The following is a 4,811-nucleotide window of genomic DNA, read 5'->3' on the forward strand; positions in this document are numbered from 1 at the left end:
ACCGTGACTGCTACATTGGGAACTTGTAGTTCAGTAGTTTCAGATAATGTTGTGATCAATGCACAACCGACAACTCCAGTAAAACCAACAGCAGGAACAGTAACACAACCTACTTGTTCAGTGGCTACAGGAAGTTTTGCGATTTCAAATTATAATGCTGCTTATACGTATTCTGTAAATCCATCAACAGGAGTTACTGTTTCAGGTGCTACAGTAACCGCTCCGGCAGGAACTTATACTGTGACAGCTACACTGGGAACTTGTAGTTCAGTAGTTTCAGATAATGTTGTGATCGCTAGTGAATGTGCTGGTATTTCAGTAAGCAAAAAAGGAGTTTACGTAGATGCTAATGCAGATGGAATCGTAAACGCAGGCGATAGAATCGACTATACTTTTACAGTTACCAATACAGGAAACGTAACCTTGGTTCCGGTAACCATTACCGATGCTAATGCAGTGGTAAGCGGAAGTTTAGCGAGTTTAGCTCCAGGAGCTACAGATTCGTCTAGTTTTACAGCGGTTCACACCATTACACTAGCTGATATGAATAACGGTCAGGTAGACAACGTGGCTACAGTTACAGGAACTCCTCCAACAGGATCTCCGGTAACAGCTAAGTCAACCGATCCAAGTCCAATTTGTTCGACTTGTCCACCAAAAGATCCGGCTGCCTGTCCAAGTTGTACCGTAGTTCCTTTAACGTCTTCACCAAAAGTAACGGTAAGCAAAAAAGGAGTTTACGTAGATGCTAATGCAGATGGAATCGTAAACGCAGGCGATAGAATTGACTATACTTTTACAGTTACCAACACAGGAAACGTAACCCTGGCTCCGGTAACCATTAGTGATGCTAATGCAGTGGTAAGTGGAAGTTTAGCGAGTTTAGCTCCAGGAGCAACAGATTCGTCTAGTTTTACAGCAGTTCACACCATCACTTTGGCTGATATGAATAACGGTCAGGTAGACAACGTGGCTACAGTTACAGGAACTCCTCCAACAGGATCACCGGTAACAGCTAAGTCAACCGATCCAAGTCCAATTTGTTCGACTTGTCCACCAAAAGATCCAGCTGCATGTCCAAGCTGTACCGTAGTTCCTTTAACGTCTTCACCAAAAGTAACGGTAAGCAAAAAAGGAGTTTATGTAGATGCTAATGCAGATGGTATTGTAAACGCAGGAGATAGAATTGACTATACTTTTACAGTTAGAAATACAGGTAACGTAACCCTGGCTCCGGTAACCATTAGTGATGCTAATGCAGTGGTAAGCGGAAGTTTAGCGAGTTTGGCTCCAGGAGCAACAGACTCGTCTAGTTTTACAGCGGTTCACACCATTACACTGGCTGATATGAATAACGGTCAGGTAGACAACGTGGCTACAGTTACAGGAACTCCTCCAACAGGATCACCGGTAACAGCTAAGTCAACCGATCCAAGTCCAATTTGTTCGACTTGTCCACCAAAAGATCCAGCTGCATGTCCAAGCTGTACCGTAGTTCCTTTAACGTCTTCACCAAAAGTAACGGTAAGCAAAAAAGGAGTTTATGTAGATGCTAATGCAGATGGTATTGTAAACGCAGGAGATAGAATTGACTATACTTTTACAGTTAGAAATACAGGTAACGTAACCCTGGCTCCGGTAACCATTAGTGATGCTAATGCAGTGGTAAGCGGAAGTTTAGCGAGTTTGGCTCCAGGAGCAACAGACTCGTCTAGTTTTACAGCGGTTCACACCATTACACTGGCTGATATGAATAACGGTCAGGTAGACAACGTGGCTACAGTTACAGGAACTCCTCCAACAGGATCACCGGTAACAGCTAAGTCAACCGATCCAAGTCCAATTTGTTCGACTTGCAGGCCGATAGATCCTACTTGTTCAACCTGTACAGTAGTAAGTTTTATTGATGCGATAGATGAGATTCCATTAGTAGTTAATGGATTGAACGGAGGTACCACGGTTTCTGTATTGTTGAATGACAAATTACATGGTACATCTATAGTCGCTTCAGACGTGAATTTAAGTGCGGTTTATTTACCGACAGGAATGACATTAAATACCGATGGCACTATTAAAGTTAATACTGGTACTGCGCCAGGGGTATATACTGTAATTTATAGTATATGTTCAAAAGCAATGGCAGCAGCCGGTACACCAATGTGTGATCAGGCTGAAGCAAAAATTACAGTAACAGCAACAGTTGAGCCAATATTCGAAAATGGAACTATTGCATCAACAGGAGGAACTGTTTTCACAAACATTGCAAACAACGATAAAGTAAATGGAGTTCCGGCAGTATTAGGAACTACAGGAAATGCTACAGTTGCAGTTTCAGGAACATGGCCAACAGGAATTACTTTAGATCCGTTAACCGGAAAAGTAAGTGTTGCGGCAGGAACCACACCGAGAACTTATAATGTAGTGTATGAGTTATGCGACAAACTAAGTCCGGTAACTTGTGCGACGGTTTCAGATGAAATCAAAGTAACTCCAGTGGTAGAGCCAATATTTGAAAATGGAACTATTGCATCAACAGGAGGAACTGTTTTCACAAATATTGCAAGCAACGATAAAGTAAATGGAGTTCCGGCAGTACTAGGAACTACAGGAAATGCTACAGTTGCGGTATCAGGAGCATGGCCAACAGGAATTACTTTAGATCCGTTAACCGGAAAAGTAAGTGTTGCGGCAGGAACCACACCGGGAACTTATAATGTAGTGTATGAGTTATGTGACAAAATAAGTCCGACAACTTGTGCGACGGTTTCAGATGAAATCAAAGTAACGGCAATTGCAGGGACATCAATAATTGCAAATGATGATAATATTCCAAACGTAAATGGAATAACAGGAACACCAAATGCAGGGAATGTACTAGCTGGTAATCCAAATTCGGATACTTTAAATGGCGTACCAGTTGTGATTAGTCTGGTTGATTTAAAAGTGACAACACCGGCAGTTCCAAAAACACCTGGAGCAGCAGTTCCGGTAATTGACACTGCCACAGGAACAATAAGTGTTCCGGCTAATACACCGGGAGGTACCTATACATTAACGTACAGTATTTGTGAAAAATCAAATCTTTCAAATTGTGATGCTGCAACGGTAACCCTATTTGTATCAAGACCAAGTATTGCTGTAGTGAAAACGGCACATTTCAATGATGAAGATGGTGACAGTAATGCAAAAGTAGGGGAGACTATTACGTATAATTTCACCGTAACCAATACAGGAAATGTAGCGTTGACTAATGTTTATATAGTAGACCCGTTAACTGGAATTACTATGACCGGTGGCCCAATAAATTTAGCTGTGGGAGAAGAGGATAATACTTCTTTTACAGGAACTTATTCGATCGTACAAGCTGATATTAATTCGGGAAGTATATCGAATCAAGCCGAAGTTTTTGGAACAAGTCCTGATCATATTGAGGTAAAAGACAAATCAGATGATAGTAGTGTATTGGGGGATAAACCAACTGTTTTATCGCTACAAGGTTGTGTAATTAAAGTATACAACGCGGTTTCTATAAATGGAGACAGTAAGAACGAGAGATTTTATATCCAGGGATTAGAATGTTATCCTGACAATACGGTTCAGATTTTTAACCGTTGGGGAGTTTTGGTTTTTGATCGTGATCATTACAATAATAATGATATTGTCTTTAGAGGTATTTCTGAAGGACGTGTTACAATTAAAGATTCAGATGGATTACCGGAAGGAACTTATTATTATATCATAAAATACAAAGACAACCAATCCAATCCACATCAGGAGGCGGGGTATTTATACCTGACCAAATAATATTCTGTACTAATAAAATGGCTTAGTCAATAGGCTAAGCCATTCTTTAAAAATAAAATAAATGAAAAAATTAGTTTTAGTTTTATTGTTTTGTTCTACCGCAGGTTTTGCCCAGCAAGATGCGCAGTTTACACAATACATGTATAATACCATCAATATAAATCCCGCTTATGCCGGTTCTCGCGGAGCTATGAGTATTTTCGGATTGTATCGCACCCAGTGGGTTGGATTGGATGGAGCACCCGAAACCAGCAGTTTTTCGTTAAACACACCAATAAACAATAATGTAGGATTAGGAGTATCGTTAGTCAATGATAAAATCGGACCAACAAATGAAAACAATATATCAGCTGATTTCTCTTACTCCATACAAACATCAGCAACCGCTAAACTTTCTTTTGGTATTAAAGGTTCTGCCAATATATTTAAGCTGGATCCTACAAAGTTAAACCCGGAACATCAGGGAGATACCCAGTTTCAGGATTTTCAGAATAAATTCGCTCCAAATATCGGAGCCGGAGTTTACTGGCATACGGATAAAGCTTATGTGGGATTATCTGTTCCTAATTTTATTCAAACTACCCGCTATGACGATAACGATTATTCAATTTATAAAGACCGTATCAACTATTATTTCATAGCTGGTTATGTATTTAATCTAAATCGTTATGAAACGATAAAATTCAAACCGGCTTTAATGACTAAAATGGTAGAAGGTTCACCATTACAAGTAGACGCATCGGCAAATTTTATGTTCAACGATAAATTTGTGATCGGAGTAGCTTACAGATGGAGCGCCTCTTTTAGTGCTTTGGCAGGATTTCAGATAACCGATAGTATGTATTTAGGGTACTCCTATGATCGCGAAACAACCCGATTAGTAAACTACAACTCAGGGTCGCATGAGATATTTCTGCGTTTTGAATTCTTAAAAAATTACAGCCGAATAACTTCACCTAGATTCTTCTAATTATGAAAATAAAAAAAATAGCATATACAGTCTTTCT

General features: G+C 39.9%; 2 protein-coding genes. Both read left to right on the top strand.

Annotation, left to right across the window (positions count from 1 at the left end; all coding sequences use genetic code 11):
- Positions 1–3,804: DUF7507 domain-containing protein (locus BHE19_RS07650; protein ID WP_124020460.1), on the top strand; the 3,804-nt coding region annotated here is incomplete at its 5' end.
- A gap of 61 nt (positions 3,805–3,865) precedes the next feature.
- A complete protein-coding gene (locus BHE19_RS07655; protein WP_070906599.1) occupies positions 3,866–4,774 on the top strand; it encodes a PorP/SprF family type IX secretion system membrane protein in 909 nt (302 codons plus the stop codon).
- The last annotated feature ends 37 nt before the right edge of the window (positions 4,775–4,811 follow it).

It is taken from the genome of Flavobacterium tructae, assembly GCF_001853485.1.
Lineage (GTDB): Bacteria > Bacteroidota > Bacteroidia > Flavobacteriales > Flavobacteriaceae > Flavobacterium > Flavobacterium tructae.